Below are 15,419 nucleotides of genomic sequence, written 5' to 3'. Positions count from 1 at the left end.
TACGGTTTAGCTTCTTAGCCCCATAACTTCTTAAACTCCACAGCATACGGCTTAACTCCTTAACTCCATAACTTCTTAACTCCTCATAAACTCATGAACTCAAAAACTCATGAACTTAAATAAAAAACTCATGAACTTAAAAAGATTTTTCCTGCTCTTAATTCCCTGTTTGACAATGGGATTACACGCGCAGACAACATATTCCCTAGACCAATGCAAGGCGTTGGCTAAGGAAAACAACGTGAAACTGAAACGGGCACGACTGGAAATAACCGCTGCCAAGGAACAACAAAAAGAGGCGCGAGCCAAATATTTGCCAATGGTTACGGCCAACGCAACCTATTTTCACTCGCCCGATTACCTCGTGCAAGAAGAGTTTTCACTCTCCGCTGCCGACCAACAAAAGCTAGCTGCCATCGTAAAGGGTGCTGGATTGAACCCCGCCATACTGGCTGCGCTGCCCACCAGCTACACTTTGCAGGCCATTAAGCATGGTACGTTGGCGTCGCTCGTGGCTATGCAACCCGTATTTGTTGGTGGGCGCATCATCAATGCCAATAAGCTAGCCACCGTGCAAACGCAGGTGAAGGAGCTGATGCTTGAACAAAGCGCTGACGAAGTGGCACAAACCACCGAGGTTTATTACAACCAATTGTTGGCGCTCTACGAACAAGAAAAGACACTGGACGCAGCCGACAAGCAGCTGGAAAACATCCTTAACGATGCCAACAACGCCTACGAAGCGGGCGTGGCTAACAAAAACGATGTGCTGAGCGTAAAGTTGAAGCAAAACGAGATGGCCGTTAACCGCCTGAAACTTAACAACGGAATCTCGCTGTGCAAAATGGTACTGGCGCAATATATCGGCAAACAGGGTGAAGACATCGACATCGACCGAACCCTTACCACCGAGTTGCCTGACCCACGACAGCTCTCCGTAAACCACACAACGGCTTTGGAACAGCGCACCGAAATGCGTTTGCTCGACAAGAAGGTAGAGGCCAACCACCTGCTAACGCGTGTAAAGCGGGGCGAACTGATGCCCACACTGGCCGTTGGCGTTGCTGGCATGTATCACGACCTCACCAACAAAGGGCGCACCAACGTGGTGGGATTGGCTACTCTCAGTGTGCCCATCAGCAACTGGTGGGGTAATCGCGGACTGAAACGTCAGAAAATAGCCGAGCAGATAGCCGTAGAAGAGAAGGAAGACAGCAGGCAACTGCTGCTCATACAAATGCAAAGCGCATACGACAATTTGGAAACGGCCTACAAACAGATACAACTGGCCAAGCTAAGCATTGAGCAAGCTTCCGAGAATCTACGCCTGAACCAAGACTTTTACGAGGCTGGCACGGGTACGATGAGTAATCTACTCGATGCCCAAACGCAAGACCAAAAGGCACGCAACCAATACAGCGAAGCCGTTGTGGCCTATCTCAACGCCCGCACCGCCTATCTTAAAGCCACGGCTAGATAGGCATGGCGCAAGCCATTAAATGGTTATGCGCCATCGTGTTGGCCATTTCACGCCCTGCATAAACCTCCTTTCGTATATTTGACCTTACATGCAAAAGTCCCGAACAGGTTCTTCCTGTTCGGGACTTGTTGTGTATCAACCCCCATCTGGTTCGTTGTCTCCATTTCCCTTCATGTCTTTTTCATATTCAGCTAATTCGGGATTAAGCACCATATACTTTGAACCAGGCCAGATACAACAGACATCTATGATGCCAACTAACGCGTACATGGGCTATTATGATTTGTTTCTTATCCCAAACTAACCCAAAAATAGCGATGTCTCCCTACTCTTTCACCAATTCGATAATTCGACTGTCGAGTTGATTTCCACCTAAAACCTTGAGGCCAACCTTATGCAGATAGTCGCCTGTAAAGGTTTGGTTGTGGAAGGGTAGCCTGCTTTCATGCCCTGGCATCAGGCAAATCTCGCGCACACGATAAGTGGCGGTGGGGTCTAACCCTTGCAAATGGGTGTTGATGATGGTTTCGCCGTACCGCGGATGCAGGTCGTAGGCGAAGAGCAAGGCATGCGTTTGGTGGTCGTTAACACGCATCAGGGCGCAATGATTGGTTTCGTAGGGCGACACCAAACGATAGAGATTGGGAGAGAAAATAACGGGTTTAAGTCGGTTATACTCTTTGATGGCGGCTTGGCAATAGGTCAAATCGTCGGCCGAAAGGTGCTTGAGGTCGAGGTCGAAACCCAACTTGCAAGAGAAGTCGACATCTAAACGGAACTTCACCGATGCCTTCTTGTTCCAGTCGGTTACGTGCGAGCACAAGGCCTTTGCAGGCATAAAGTGCGAGAAAGCCCACTGGATGTAGATGCGTTCAACAGGGTCGGTATTGTCTGAACACCAAAACTCGGTGAAATACTTTAACGCTTCGAAATCACAACGGCCACCTCCGCCCGAACACAACATCATGTATAGCTTGGGATACTTGGCCTGCACGCGGTTGAGAACGGCATAAAGTCCGCGCACATAGTCAACGTATAGGTTGCCTTGTCGCGCTTTTAGATGGGGCGAAAAGATGTTGGTTATCGGACTGTTGCAATCCCATTTCATGAACTTAATGTTGGGATTTTCCTTCATTAGCCCGTCTATCACACCGAAAACAAAGTCTTGCACCTCAGGGTTTGTTAGGTCTAGCACCAGCTGATGGCGAAAAAGGTAGGGCTCGCGGTCGGGCAAACGCAATATCCAATGTGGCTTTTTGCGTGCCAGTTCGCTTTCGGGGTTCACCATTTCGGGCTCAATCCAGATGCCAAAGTCCACTCCTTGTTCGTTGGCCCCTTTCACCAAGGCGGGTATTCCACCAGGAAGTTTGGCACGATTAGCCTGCCAGTCGCCCAGCCCAGCCTTATCATTGTTGCGCGGATAGCGGTTGCCAAACCAGCCATCGTCTAGCAAAAAGAGGTCTACACCTAGGTTTTTGGCCTGTCCAAAGAGGTTGTTCAGCTTCTGTTCGTCGAAGTCGAAGTAAGTGTTTTCCCAGTTATTGAGCAGTGTCATGCGGTCTTCTTGCGCCATGTATAGCCTGTGATTTAAGGCCCAACGCTGAAAATTTCGGCTGCCCTGCCCTGTTCCTTGGGTGCTTAGGGTGAAGATAAATTCGGGCGTTTTAAAGGTTTTGCCGCGCTCGAGCATGTAGGTCGAGGCGTCGGGATTGATGCCAGCCAACACCCGCAGTTGGTTGTCGTGGTCTACTTCGAAGGTAAAACGGAAGTTGCCCGTCCATCCGATGGTGCCCATGAGCACCTTGCCATGGTTTTCGGAAACAGGCGAACCGAGCCCAACTTCGAAGAAAGGAAAGGCCAACATGGCGGCTCGCGTGCCCAAACGGGTGTCTATCGTCTTGCGCCCGAAGTTGAGTTGGGTTTGGCTCATCTGCATTTCGCGCGCCCAATCGCCACTAAACTCGGTTAGATAATACGTGGGTTCTTCGAAATAGAGCATGCCTGATGCATATCGCCCGAGGCTTATTGGCTTGGCCTCGCCATGACTAATCTCCGCCCATTGGCAAATAACGTCTTCCTTGGTGTATGCCAAATAGTGCAGGTTTACACTTATCGGATACTTCTCATCGCGCAGTTTCACAATGGTTTCGGTTATCCCATTGCGCGCAGTTTGCGTGTGCGACACGTATTTAAGCACCGAAGTGGGGTTGCCGTTGTTGTGGGTTAGTTGCAGCGCGGGTTCGAAATAGTCTTCCGTTCCCATAACAGGATATACCTCGTTGCCTGCTGGCATGGGCCAAGTTTGGTTGGCCTGTGGCATAAAAAGCAGGGAGAGGGGTGTGCCCTCGCTGAGTCTTTCGCCCAGATAAGCTTGGTAAATCCGCCCGTTAGACTTCACTCCCAGCACCAGTTGCACGTTATCGGTGTGTATCGAAATCATGTTCTTGGCATTGGCAGCCATGCCTACGAGCATCGATATGCCCACTACGAGGAGTTTAGATATTTTCATTCGTTGATACATTAAGTTTATTTGTTCTTGAGTTTTTGAGCTTCTAAGTTTCTTGTTTGAGCGACATGGCTTATAAACTGATAATCTCATGAACCCAAAGGTTCATTGTTAGTTATGGCGATATGCGGTAAGTCTTTGCTTCGGTATTTTGCCAACTGCCCACCTTAGCCCAAACACGGGTCTGCCTGTCTTTACTTTTTTCAAGGCAGAACCTTTCTACAAAGGTAGGTTTTGTTTGTGATAGGGCATGTCATGTTTTGTACATTTTATCACCAACGGTAAAAAACAAAACGTTTCTGACGAACATTTCTGACTATTCAAACAAACGACCTAAGACGTGTTAGAATAAAAAAAGAGGCTCTTTCACGAAGAAAGAGCCTCCTTTAATGTTGTCCCAGATGGACTCGAACCACCGCTGACAGAACCAAAAACTGTAGTGCTACCATTACACCATAGGACATTAACGGGTGCAAAGGTACTTGTTTTCGGGGATGCGACCAAATTTTAGCCCAACTTTTTTATGTTTTCTAGGCAAAAAGATATAAGTACGCGGGTTGTGAACGCAGTATAATCACTTGATTATATTGTTAGTTAAGCAGGCCAAAAGGCATATTGACAATTCTCAAACAGCAAGGCCTTGTGACTTGGAAGATAGCTGATAAACTTGCGAAAAGGTGAAAATGTCAACTCAAGAACTTATCCATAACACAAAAACACACACATCCAAAGGTGGCCACTGCTACATGATAGTTAGCACATCTAGTTTCTCTTATCCCAAATTCTCGTAACGTTTAATACCTGCTTGGCATTATCTAGGCGGTTCATTATACAGTCTATCATCGCCAACAACTCACCTTTCCGCCCTCCAAACACCACCTTTCACGCCTCACCCGATAAGCCCTTGTAGTGAGCTTTTTCAACTCTCGCTTTGTTACAGCTAAGTTGGACTCCTGTTCCAGCTAAGTTGGAACAGGGTTCCAGTTCAACTGGAACAGCATTCCAGATAAGCTGGAACAGCCGTCCAAAACATGTTTAACACGACGGTTAATGTAATCATGCATCATCAGGGCTTAACAAGCGCATTTTCGGAACTATGAAAATGCGAACGAGGGAGAGGTTAATTGGCGCGTTCGGAATAAGATAACATGCCCCTTGAACAAGACAGGGCAAGTAAACGAATGACTATCTCGCCAACTAGTGCTACGCGCCAGTTGGCATAACGATTGTGTTTTATCCCGAACTCGCGCATGGATTTTTATTTCATGACAAACACTTTTCACGCTTATTTTTATTGTGCGACGAATTGTTTTAACATCTTAAAGGCAAATGTAAATCAAATTTATGTTCCAAATCGCTAATTTATTGTTACCTTTGCGTTGTAAATAAAGGTCTTACTCAGCCCCCTTCTGCCTAAAAGAGAGGGAACGAGAGAGGCCTCAACACAACCCTTTTCGAAGGGAAGAGAGGAGCAATATGCCTTGTGCGACTATGTGTTTTTAGGCATATAGAATCTTGATAATAGGGTGCAGAGCGGCAAAAGCATTGTCAGCTTTTCAACTCGTCATCATGCTAACTTGACAACCAACCCTGCAAACTCGTCAAATTGTCTTCGCATTAACTTGCCGACCAACCTTGTTAATTCGTCGACTTACCCAATCGCCAACCAACATTCCTTCGTTAAAATACGTTTATTTAGAAATGTCGACCTATAATATTATCGTCGTTTTACGTCTTATTCATTAAACGGGCAAGCGCAGCATGCGCCCCACACGCCACCTATGAACGAACTCTATCATGAACTGGTGCTTATCTCGCAAGGAAGCCAAGTGGCCTTCAACGGGTTCATCAGCCGTTTCTCTAACACCCTCTATTGCCATGCCTACGGCATTCTAGGATGTAGGGAGATGGCCGAAGAGGTGGTGAGCGATGCATTTTTAGAGGCGTGGCGCATGCGCAAGAAGCTTACGCAGCTGCAAAACGTGCGCGCATGGCTAACACGCATTGTGTATAACAAGAGCGTTGACTACCTGCGACGTGAGCGCAACCGCGTGAAACAGATTAGCGTTGAGCACTTCGGCATGGGCGATTTCGCCTTCCCCGACATGCAAACGCCCGCCGACACGCTTATCTCGGCCGAAGAACTGGCTAGCATCAATGCTGCCATCGACACCTTACCACCCAAGTGCAAGTATGTTTTCTTCTTGGCTAAGGTAGAAAAGATGCCCTATCAAGACATCGCCAACATGCTGGGCATTGCCCTCGCCACGGTGAACTATCATGTGGGGCTGGCCGTACAGACGCTTAGGCAGATGCTCAGGGGCTGTGCCAAGCGGTCTGTAAGCAATGCAAAAAACGAATAAGACACAAACGCCCATGAACAGGGATATATACGACATGCGGTTCGATGGTTCGGAAGAAGACTTGATATTGCAAGACTTCATCACACGAGCAGAACCCGCCAACGCCGTAAATGAACGCCTTATGGCGCGCATCTACGAGAAGATACAGGCCGACAAGGCGCAAAAGCGTCGCAGATGGTGGCGTGTGGCGGCTGCCGTTGCTGTGCCTTTGGTGGCGTGTAGCTTGTGGTTGGGACTGAATATGCAACATGGTCAACAAGCGACCAAACAGCAAGCGGAACGCCCCAAGCAAGTCGTTGCCAGCGTGATGCAAGAATTGGCGGTGCCCACGGGTCATACATTGACATTCACCTTGCCCGACGGCACCCGCATGACGGCCAACTCGCGCACCCGCATTCGCTATCCGAAACCCTTCCGCGCACGTACGCGCGATATATATATAATAGGTGAAGCCTACTTTGAAGTGGCGCACGAGGCTCGACGTCCCTTTGTGGTGCATGCCCAAGGGTTTGACGTGAAGGTGCTAGGAACCCACTTCTGCGTTAACAGTTATGCTGCGGATAAGGCCAACGTGGTGTTGGCCGAGGGACGTGTAGAGGTAAACACCGCCACAAACGATAAGGTGAACATGTTGCCCAACGAACGGTTGAACATCGCCCAAGGGCAGTTTGCATCGAAAACAAAGGTAGACGCAACGGCATACGTAGACCGCTTGAAAGGCGTTTTGCCCATGCGTGGCATGCGCTTGGCCGATGTGGCCGAATATTTAGAGAACTATTACGGTGTACGTTTTAAGGTGCAAGACAGCCTGCGCAACGAGCAGCTATACGGCAAGTTGGTTACGGCCGCACCCTTAGCCGATGTTTTAACAAGCCTCTGCAACATATCGAGGGCAGAAGCTACGGTGAAAAACGGCGTGGTAACGATCGTACGCAGATAAATTTGTTTTAGGAATTCAAGGAGTTATGTAGTTAAGGAGTTAGGCCAATAGCTTTAAATGTCAAAAGGAAACTATTCATGTGACTAAGATGTTAAGTTAAAGGCCTTTGAACAGAACTGTAAGTTATACTGAGAAAGCCGTAAACTGGCAAGCCTGTAATCTTCTTAATGGCCTGCAAAGCCATTAGCTTAACTCCTTAACAACATAACTCCTTAACTCCTAGAACAACAACTCACAAGAAATGGAGCATTATGCTCCACAGACCCGCACTTGGCTGGCAATGGCGTGAACGCTGGCCTCTGTGCGGGTCGCTTTTTTATTTATGGGGTGATGAAAGTGGCAAAGAAACGCCCTTAAAATACGGATAGGGACACCCGTTTACCTAGTCCTGCAAAGATACGGAACAGCGTAGACAGTTGCACATCTGCATGGCCATTCTCAATTCGTGAGATATAGCTCTTTTTCGTACCAATCTTTGCTGCCAACTGTGCCTGTGTAAGCCCTGATTTTTTACGTTCTTCTTTCAGGCGCTCACCAAGAATGAAAGCATCTACACCTGTTTCAAAAGCAGTTCGTTCTACTGTTCCTTCTGCTCCAAAATCTTCTGCAATAAACTCTTCAATGGGCGTAAGTTGCACCTTTTCTTTCTTTTCCTTGTTCATTTTTATAATCCTCCCCTTGTTTTATAATAATCATTCATTATCCGTTTAGCGCGTTCTATCTCTTGTTGCGGTGTCTTTTGCGTTTTCTTTTGAAAGGCATTGAAAAGAATAACAAGGTTTCCCTTATCCATACAACAAAATATTCGATATATATTCCCATTCTCTTCTACGCGAATTTCAAACAATCCAGGCACTCCTTCAATACTTTTCAAGAAGGTTTTAGGTATAACCTGCAATGTCATGATGTACAAAAACACCTGATATATCTTATTCAAAGCTGTTTTAGGCAGCTTTTTCTTAAAGTCTTTGAAATAATCTCCAAAGGCGACAATCTGTCTGACATACTTTCTTTTAGACATCATTATAACTTTACGACAAAGGTAACGAATAAGTGAACCATAACCAAATAAATTGTCTTTAAAATTACAACAATGCAATAATGAGCCAAAGAACACCCCCTTTCTTTCACTTTTTTCCCATTATTACCTATACATTTTCCCTTTCCTTACGACATAATTATAGGAGCACACCTTATATATAAGGTGGTGTTCGCCTAAACTTTCTATTTAAAGGACTTATAAAAACGACATTAATACAACACCCCATGAGAGAAAACGTTTACTTACAGACCTGGCGTTGGCGCAGCGTCCGACGCTACGTTTCGGCCCTCTTACTGCTCGTTCCCACAGTATGTATGGGTTCAACCACGCCTGCACTGGCGACAACACTGCATGAACAACACACCGCCAACACTGCTAGCAACAGCATGTCTACGGTTAAAAACGTGCTCAACTACATCGAAAGAAACAGCAACTACGTGTTCGTTTACAATGCAGAGGTGCAAAAGATGATGCCCAACAAGGTGAGAGTGAACCTTGACGGACGATCAGCACTGCAAATTCTAGACGACTTGTGCACCGCCACAGGACTGGCCTATAAGGCGCAAGGCAACCAAATTAGCTTGGCGCAAGCAAAAAACGGACTGTCCGGCCAACCCGACAAGGGACAGAAACGCCGGATAAAAGGAAACGTGAGCGATGCAAAGGGCGAGCCTATCGTGGGTGCAACCATTAGTGAAAAAGGTGGAACAGGAGGGACTATTACCGACATCAACGGCGACTTTTCCCTCGATCTTTCTTCTGGAAGCCTCATCACCGTATCGTATGTGGGGTTTAAACCACAGACGGTAAAGGCTACCGACGGCCTGCACGTAACGTTAGACGAGCAAACCAGAGGACTTGACGAAGTTGTGGTGATAGGGTATGGCACAAAAAAGAAGGCTAACCTCATCGGCGCAGTAAGTACCGTGGGGGCAGAAGAACTGAAAGACCGCCCCGTTAGCAACCTGGGGCAGATGCTACAAGGGCAAGTGCCCAACCTAAACATCAGCTTCGGCACAGGCACGCCTGGTGAAGCGGCCACATTAAACATACGCGGAAAGACCTCAATCACCAACTCTGGTTCGCCATTAGTGCTTATCGACGGTGTAGAAGGCAGCATCGACCGCATCAATCCCAACGATATCGAGAGCGTTTCGGTGCTTAAAGATGCCGCCTCGGCAGCCATCTACGGTGCGCGTGCAGGCTTCGGCGTGGTGCTTATCACCACCAAAAGCAACAAAGACGGGCAAGCGCACATCAGCTATAACGGTCGTTTCAGCGTCTCGGCACCAACAACAAAGACCAAATTCATGACCACAGGTTACGACGTAGCACGATTGGTAGACGAGTTTAACACAGCTACAGCGGGCAGTGGATACTCTGGATTGGACGCCGATGACTACAAAATGTTGGAAGAACGCCGATACGACGTGACAGAAAATCCTGCAAGACCATGGGTTGTTGTCGACCCACAGGATGGCCGCTACCATTATTATGGCAACTTCGATTGGTTCAATTACATCTTCGACTTTTCGCAACCCACGTGGAATCACAACCTCAACGTAAGTGGCGGAACAGATAAGATGAACTATATGATTAGCGGTGGCATGAACGATCACGACGGATTGTATGCCCTTAACACAGACAAATACTCCACGCGTACGCTTATGGCCAAGTTCAATGCCGAAGTTACGCCATGGCTGAGGGTGTTCAGCACCGCCTCGCTTTTCAAATCCAAGTACAAACAACCAGGCTACGACTATGAAGATGGCGGCAATGTGGGCAACCTAACCTTCCATGCCATGCCATGGGTAGTACCTGTTAACCCCGACGGAACAAATGTCTACCTCCTTCCTAAGAGCAAAGACAAACCCGCAGACGGCTTTGCTGCGATGCTACGAACAGGCAATGGCTTTACGCAAGTTGGCAAAACCGAACAAACTTACGCCATTGGCGCTGTGCTCAAAGTAATGGAAGGCCTAGAGATAACGGGTAAGTTTACCTATCGTAACTATGCGAAAGAAAAGCTAGCACGTTCTGCCAGCTTCCAATATGCCATACGCCCTAACGAGGTGTTGACCGCCAATGGATGGCCATTTAACAACAGGTTGAAAGACGGACGCGACACTTACGAGAACTACGTGTACGACCTTTACGCCAACTTTCACCGTACATTTGCCGACGTTCACAACGTGAGTGCAGTGGTGGGAACAAACTACGAAACAGGACATTATAAGTTTGTGGAACCCTCGGGGCGCGATCTCACATCCGAAGTTCTGAACGACCTATCGCTCTCAACTGGCGAAAAGTCGGTTAAGTCTTCGCAAAACGAGTTTGCATTGATGGGCTACTTCGCCCGTCTTAGCTACGATTATAACGGACGTTATCTTGTTGAAGCCAACATGCGTTACGACGGAACATCGCGTTTTCCACGTAACCATCGCTGGGGTTTCTTCCCTTCTTTGGCCTTGGGATGGCGTATTAGCGAAGAAGCTTTCTTTGCTCCTGTTCGCCCTGTGGTTAGCAACTTGAAGCTACGCGCATCGCTTGGCTCGCTCGGAAACCAAATAACCGACAACGCCAAAAAGTTCAACAAGAACACGTTCTATCCTTACATGCGCCTGATAACATTGGCCAACACCACAACGCTCAACTATATCTTCGACAATGCACAGGCTACTTACGCTTCGTTAGGCGATCCAACATCGGGCTCGTTAACGTGGGAGACCATCGTTACGCAAAACGTTGGACTCGACGTTGGGCTTTTTAACAACCGCCTTTCACTTGCACTCGACGTTTATAGCCGTACAACCAAAGACATGTTGGCCGCTTCGAGAGCCCTACCTGCCGTATATGGCTACGCCGCACCATTAGAAAACAATGGCGAACTACGTACCAATGGCTTCGAACTAGTGGTAGGATGGAACGATAAGTTTAACCTTGCAGGCAAGCCTTTCTATTATGGCGTGAACCTGACATTGGCCGACAGCAAGACGAAAATAACCAAATTCAAGGGCAACGAGTCGAAAGTGCTTGGCCAAGACTACGAAGGAATGGAATGGGGAGAGATATGGGGATATCGCATTAAGGGCATTTACCAAAGCGATCAAGAAGCTATCGACCGTGGCGTAGACCAATCTTTCCTTGGCACGAGGTTCACAGACAAAGCCGGCGACTTAATTTTCGACGACGTTGACGATAGCAAGAAGATAGACCAAGGTAAGGGAACGCTTGACGATCACGGAGACTTGGTACGCATAGGCAATTCAACTCCGCGCTATCACTATGGCTTCACGGTTAACCTAGCATGGATGGGCTTCGACTTTTCGATGTTCTGGCAAGGTATTGGCAAGCAAAACGTCTACCCTGGTGGCAACAACATGATGTTCTGGGGACCGTATGCACGCGCTTATAGTTCATTTATTCCCGAGGATTTTCCTGCTAAGGCATGGTCGGAAAACAATCGCGACGCATATTTCCCACGTCCCGTTGCCGATCTTGCACGCAACTTCGCCATGAGCAAACCTAACGACAGGTACTTGCAAGACCTTGCTTACTGTCGGTTGAAGAACCTAACCTTTGGCTATACGTTGCCAAAATCGCTCACCAAGAAAGCCTACTTGGAGAAGGTTCGCCTATATTTCAGCGGCGAAAACATCTTCATCGCCAGCAAATTAAAGAGCGATTATCTGGACCCCGAACAAATGATGCACGACTCAAACGGGCGTGTTTACCCCTTCTCGAAGACTTTCTCCTTCGGACTTGACGTTTCATTCTAAGCGCAAACAATCATGAAAAAGATATTATTAGCACAGTGCCTGGCCACAGCCGCATTGCTTACAAGCTGCAACTTAGACCTAGAACCACTAGACAAGCTCGCAGATCAGAATTATTACAACAACCGCAAGGAGCTCGAAGTGTTTACCAACGGCTTCTATGCCGACTTCCCTACGGCCGAAAACCTATACTCGGAAACGGCCGACATCATCGTACCAACTACCCTGATACCCGAAGTATTGGGCACAAGAGCCGTGCCGCAGAGCGGTGGCGGATGGAGTTGGGGACAATTGGCCAACATCAACAGCTTCCTGAAAGACTGCTCGCGGTGCAGCGACGAGGCTGCTCGCAAAGAGTACGAGGGCGTTGCAAGGTTCTTCAGAGCTTACTTCTATTATAATAAGGTAAAGCGATTTGGCGAAGTGCCATGGTTTAACGAAGCGCTATCGTCTACCGACGACCGCCTATATTCACCCCGCACGCCACGCGACGAACTGATGAACCATATCATCTCCGACCTAGATTACGCCATCGACAACCTGCCGACGGCAAAAAATCTCTATCGCGTTACAAAGTGGGCAGCATTGGCGTTGAAGTCTAGAGTTTGTCTTTACGAAGGCACTTGGCGCAAATATCATGGCATATCTGGCCACGAAAGCTATCTCACCGCTGCTGCAACGGCCGCCGAAAACTTCATCGACAACAGCCAATACACCATCTATTCGGCTGGAGATCAGCCCTATCGCGACCTCTTTGCCGCTGATAAAGCCAAGGCTGAAGAGGTTGTTCTTGCCCGCAACTACTTCGCCGGACTAAGCATTGTGCATTCAGCCAACCTGTATTTCCTCGGTGGCGGCTCTGCTCCTGGCCTCAATAAGAAAGTGGTTGATAGCTATCTGCTGAAAGACGGGTCGCGTTTTACCGACCAAACAGACTACGATAAGATGCAATATTACGAAGAAATGCAGAACCGCGACCCGCGATTGGCACAAACGATCGTAGCTCCTGGCTACAAACGAATAGGCGCAACCGACGTCACACCCGTTAGCTTTGCTGCCGCAACAACAGGTTATCAAATCATTAAGTGGGTTTCCACCCCCGCATCTGATGGCTATAACAAGTCGCAAAACGATATTCCGCTGTTTCGTGCGGCCGAAGTGATGCTTAATTTTGCCGAAGCCAAGGCCGAATTGGGTACGCTTACGCAAGCCGATCTAGATAAATCGGTGAAGAAAATCAGAGAAAGGGTGGGCATGCCCAATATCGATTTGGCCACGGCCAACGCTAACCCCGACCCTTATCTCGAAGCAGCCGAAACGGGTTATCCCAACGTTTCGGGTGCAAACAAGGGCATAATACTTGAGATTAGGCGCGAACGCACCATCGAATTGTTGGCAGAGGGATTCCGCTACGACGACCTTATGCGATGGAAAGAAGGCAAAACCTTCGAACGGCAGTTTAAAGGCATGGTCATTCCGAAGCTTGATGACACCAAACATTTCGTTGTTTGCGACCTCAATGGCAATGGTAAAGCCGATGCGGAAGACGTGTGTATATACGAAGGAAACATCGAAGACATCAAGGCAAATACCGAAGTGGCCGACATCAAACAGTTCTTAAAGCTTGGTGTGAACCTGCATCTGGCCAACGGAGCCAATGGCGGTAACATCATTGTACACGACCTTGCCAACACCCAACGCAAGTGGAACGAAGACCGCGACTACCTCTATCCCATTCCACAAGACCAAATAACGCTATACGGAGGCGTAATAAAACAAAATCCAGGATGGTAATTCGGTTAACAAATTGACGAACTGATAAATTGATAAGTTGACGAGCTGACAAGTTAACGGGTTGATAAGTTGGTGGGCGTTAGCCATCTTTTCACCTTTCCGCCCTTTCATCTTTTCACCCTTTTCACCCTCTTCACCCTTCCACCTCTCCTCTTGGAGAGGGGTTTGGGGTGAGGTTCTTAAATACATTCATTGCTTATGAAACCCCTATTCAGCACCCTCATCGCCGCCGCTTCACTCTTTATCGCCTCGCTTCCCATCATGGGTTGTGGCGGAAAAGACACGCCGGGGCATATCCCCGACTACAAACCGAAGCCCGGAAAAGAAGATTATAAGTATGTCAAGGCAGAAGGCAACGTGCGCATAATGACCTACAACTGCTTCTATTGCAAGAGCAACACCGCCAGCAAGACATTCTCTGCAGAACACACTGCGGCCTTTGCCCAAGTGATTAAGGCACTGAATCCCGACGTGGTGGTGATTCAAGAGTTGGACAGCGGCACAACCGAACGCGCCAAACGATACCTCCTCGACGACATTCGCCGTGCCACAGGCCTAGACTACGACCTTTTCTTCGCCTCGGCTGCCCCTTATTCGGAGGGCAAAATAGGACCGGGCGTGCTGTTCAAACGCACCATGCAACCCACATCCATTAAGAAGATAGGGCTGCCTGGCAAAGAGACCCGTGCGCTAGCGGTGCTCACCTTCCCGCAATTTACGCTGCTAGGCACACATCTCGACCTAGACGTCACGGCCCGAAAAACCAGTGCCGAAATCGTAAACCACGAGCTAACCACACTCGCCACACAGCCCGTGTTCTTCGCTGGCGACCTTAACGACTCGCCTTCGTGGAATCCCGAGAAGTCGGCTTTTCCCATCATAAACAAGGCTTTCGACATCATCACCCCACAATCTGGCACTTCTGTCGACCAGCCCAACGAAACCATCGACCACGTTCTCATTGACAAGGCGCACAAGAACGCGGTGAAAGTGGTTCAAACGGCCGTGGTAAAGCAACTCGAAATAAACGGGAAAGTAACCGAAACGCAAACGATAAGCGACCATTATCCCGTGTTTGTAGATGTTCGTTTTTAGTTTGTGAGGGGCACGCTTATCAGCCATTAAGGCATGTTCTAAAAGTTCTCCGCAAAGGTTCAATTGTTGTTCCTTGTATTGCTCTTCACTGTCTTTTCGGCTACCAGTTGCTTGTAGTCACACTACAAAAGGCTTGTAGCCCCACTACAAAAGGTTTGTAGTCACACTACAGATGGTTTGTAGCCACACTACAAAAGGCTTGTAGTCGCAGTACAAAAGCCCTTGTACGGTATCATCTAAGGGAAAAAGGAAATTATTGGCAGACAAAATCAGAACCAATCCCTTTCGACCGCTACCCCAACTCAATAACTTATAAGTTCAAAAACTCAAAGACTTACAACCGCAAGGCATGTTCTAAAAATTCCCCGCAAATGTTCAATTGTTGTTCTATGTATTGCTCTTCGCTGTCTTTCTGCTTTTATT

At 48.1% G+C, this 15,419-nt stretch carries 9 protein-coding genes, 1 tRNA gene and 1 pseudogene; 6 read left to right on the top strand and 5 right to left on the bottom strand.

Going from position 1 to position 15,419, the window contains the following annotated elements; all coding sequences use genetic code 11:
- Nucleotides 1-130: 130 nt before the first annotated feature.
- The gene (locus F453_RS0106115) at nt 131-1,480 is read left to right on the top strand and encodes a TolC family protein (protein ID WP_234398319.1); all 1,350 of its coding nucleotides are present in this window, start codon (nt 131-133) and stop codon (nt 1,478-1,480) included.
- A gap of 325 nt (nt 1,481-1,805) precedes the next feature.
- Here the strand turns inward: F453_RS0106115 and F453_RS0106110 are convergent, their stop codons facing one another.
- The 3 genes and pseudogenes from F453_RS0106110 to F453_RS16145 all read right to left on the bottom strand — a co-directional run bounded on the left by F453_RS0106110 (nt 1,806) and on the right by F453_RS16145 (nt 5,053).
- A complete protein-coding gene (locus F453_RS0106110; RefSeq protein ID WP_026292484.1) occupies nt 1,806-3,989 on the bottom strand; it encodes an alpha-galactosidase in 2,184 nt (727 codons plus the stop codon).
- 389 nt (nt 3,990-4,378) lie between these two features.
- Nucleotides 4,379-4,449, bottom strand: a tRNA-Gln gene (locus F453_RS0106105).
- 376 nt (nt 4,450-4,825) lie between these two features.
- Nucleotides 4,826-5,053 (bottom strand): annotated as a pseudogene (locus F453_RS16145) (hypothetical protein).
- Nucleotides 5,054-5,767: 714 nt separating this feature from the next.
- On the opposite strand from F453_RS16145, the gene F453_RS0106100 reads away from it, so the two are divergent.
- Both F453_RS0106100 and F453_RS0106095 read left to right on the top strand, forming a co-directional pair.
- Nucleotides 5,768-6,349, top strand: coding sequence for an RNA polymerase sigma factor (locus tag F453_RS0106100; RefSeq protein ID WP_009236699.1), 582 nt, complete (start codon nt 5,768-5,770; stop codon nt 6,347-6,349).
- Entirely contained in the window at nt 6,333-7,289 is a 957-nt protein-coding gene (locus F453_RS0106095) for a FecR family protein (protein WP_018967230.1), read from the top strand. Before F453_RS0106100 ends, F453_RS0106095 begins: the two co-directional genes overlap by 17 nt.
- A 353-nt stretch (nt 7,290-7,642) precedes the next feature.
- Here F453_RS0106095 and F453_RS0106090 read toward each other — a convergent pair whose 3' ends face one another.
- Together F453_RS0106090 and F453_RS0106085 are read right to left on the bottom strand one after the other, a co-directional pair.
- Nucleotides 7,643-7,951 (bottom strand): helix-turn-helix domain-containing protein, encoded by a 309-nt coding sequence (locus tag F453_RS0106090; RefSeq protein ID WP_009236701.1) that lies wholly within the window; start codon nt 7,949-7,951, stop codon nt 7,643-7,645.
- A 2-nt stretch (nt 7,952-7,953) separates the two neighbouring features.
- Nucleotides 7,954-8,313, bottom strand: a complete 360-nt coding sequence (locus tag F453_RS0106085; protein ID WP_018967229.1) for a type II toxin-antitoxin system RelE/ParE family toxin — start codon at nt 8,311-8,313, stop codon at nt 7,954-7,956.
- 242 nt (nt 8,314-8,555) lie between these two features.
- On the opposite strand from F453_RS0106085, the gene F453_RS0106080 reads away from it, so the two are divergent.
- From F453_RS0106080 to F453_RS0106070, 3 genes are all read left to right on the top strand, one after another.
- Nucleotides 8,556-12,110, top strand: coding sequence for a SusC/RagA family TonB-linked outer membrane protein (locus F453_RS0106080; RefSeq protein WP_018967228.1), 3,555 nt, complete (start codon nt 8,556-8,558; stop codon nt 12,108-12,110).
- A gap of 12 nt (nt 12,111-12,122) precedes the next feature.
- Nucleotides 12,123-13,901, top strand: coding sequence for a RagB/SusD family nutrient uptake outer membrane protein (locus tag F453_RS0106075; protein ID WP_018967227.1), 1,779 nt, complete (start codon nt 12,123-12,125; stop codon nt 13,899-13,901).
- Between the two features lie 198 nt (nt 13,902-14,099).
- On the top strand, nt 14,100-14,996 hold the full coding sequence (locus F453_RS0106070; protein WP_018967226.1) for an endonuclease/exonuclease/phosphatase family protein: 897 nt from the start codon (nt 14,100-14,102) through the stop codon (nt 14,994-14,996).
- Nucleotides 14,997-15,419 lie beyond the last annotated feature (423 nt).

This window comes from Hoylesella loescheii DSM 19665 = JCM 12249 = ATCC 15930 (genome assembly GCF_000378085.1).
Taxonomy (GTDB): Bacteria; Bacteroidota; Bacteroidia; order Bacteroidales; family Bacteroidaceae; genus Prevotella; species Prevotella loescheii.
The sequence above is the reverse complement of the archived record's forward strand: the minus strand, read 5'-3'. Positions and strand labels throughout refer to the sequence as shown.

Bases quoted from the DNA above. Each gene is read 5' to 3' on its own strand.
- F453_RS0106115 (WP_234398319.1), top strand. From the start codon at position 131: ATGAACTTAAAAAGATTTTTCCTGCTCTTAATTCCCTGTTTGACAATG.
- F453_RS0106110 (WP_026292484.1), bottom strand. From the start codon at position 3,989: ATGAAAATATCTAAACTCCTCGTAGTGGGCATATCGATGCTCGTAGGC.
- F453_RS0106100 (WP_009236699.1), top strand. From the start codon at position 5,768: ATGAACGAACTCTATCATGAACTGGTGCTTATCTCGCAAGGAAGCCAA.
- F453_RS0106095 (WP_018967230.1), top strand. From the start codon at position 6,333: ATGCAAAAAACGAATAAGACACAAACGCCCATGAACAGGGATATATAC.
- F453_RS0106090 (WP_009236701.1), bottom strand. From the start codon at position 7,951: ATGAACAAGGAAAAGAAAGAAAAGGTGCAACTTACGCCCATTGAAGAG.
- F453_RS0106085 (WP_018967229.1), bottom strand. From the start codon at position 8,313: ATGATGTCTAAAAGAAAGTATGTCAGACAGATTGTCGCCTTTGGAGAT.
- F453_RS0106080 (WP_018967228.1), top strand. From the start codon at position 8,556: ATGAGAGAAAACGTTTACTTACAGACCTGGCGTTGGCGCAGCGTCCGA.
- F453_RS0106075 (WP_018967227.1), top strand. From the start codon at position 12,123: ATGAAAAAGATATTATTAGCACAGTGCCTGGCCACAGCCGCATTGCTT.
- F453_RS0106070 (WP_018967226.1), top strand. From the start codon at position 14,100: ATGAAACCCCTATTCAGCACCCTCATCGCCGCCGCTTCACTCTTTATC.